At 48.1% G+C, this 243-nt stretch carries 1 rRNA gene; it reads right to left on the reverse strand.

Annotated features, from left to right (window positions below):
* Positions 1-164 (reverse strand): 23S ribosomal RNA (locus GBH70_RS16545); the annotation flags it as partial.
* Between the last annotated feature and the right edge of the window lie 79 nt (positions 165-243).

Below are 243 nucleotides of genomic sequence, written 5' to 3' on the forward strand. Positions count from 1 at the left end.
GATTCAGGCAGGAATCCTGTCCGATTATGGACAGGGGGTTTCCCCATTCGGAAATCTCCGGATCAAAGCTTACGTACAGCTCCCCGAAGCATATCGGTGTTCGTACCGTCCTTCATCGGCTCCTAGTGCCAAGGCATCCACCGTGCGCCCTTTACAACTTAACCATGTTGGTTTCAAATCCAAAAGATGGCGATTCTCGGTTTACTTGGTTTTTTCTCCTATCCGGTTTTCAAAGAACACATT

Source organism: Weizmannia acidilactici (genome assembly GCF_008974225.1).
In the GTDB taxonomy this organism is placed as follows: domain Bacteria; phylum Bacillota; class Bacilli; order Bacillales; family Bacillaceae_C; genus Weizmannia; species Weizmannia acidilactici.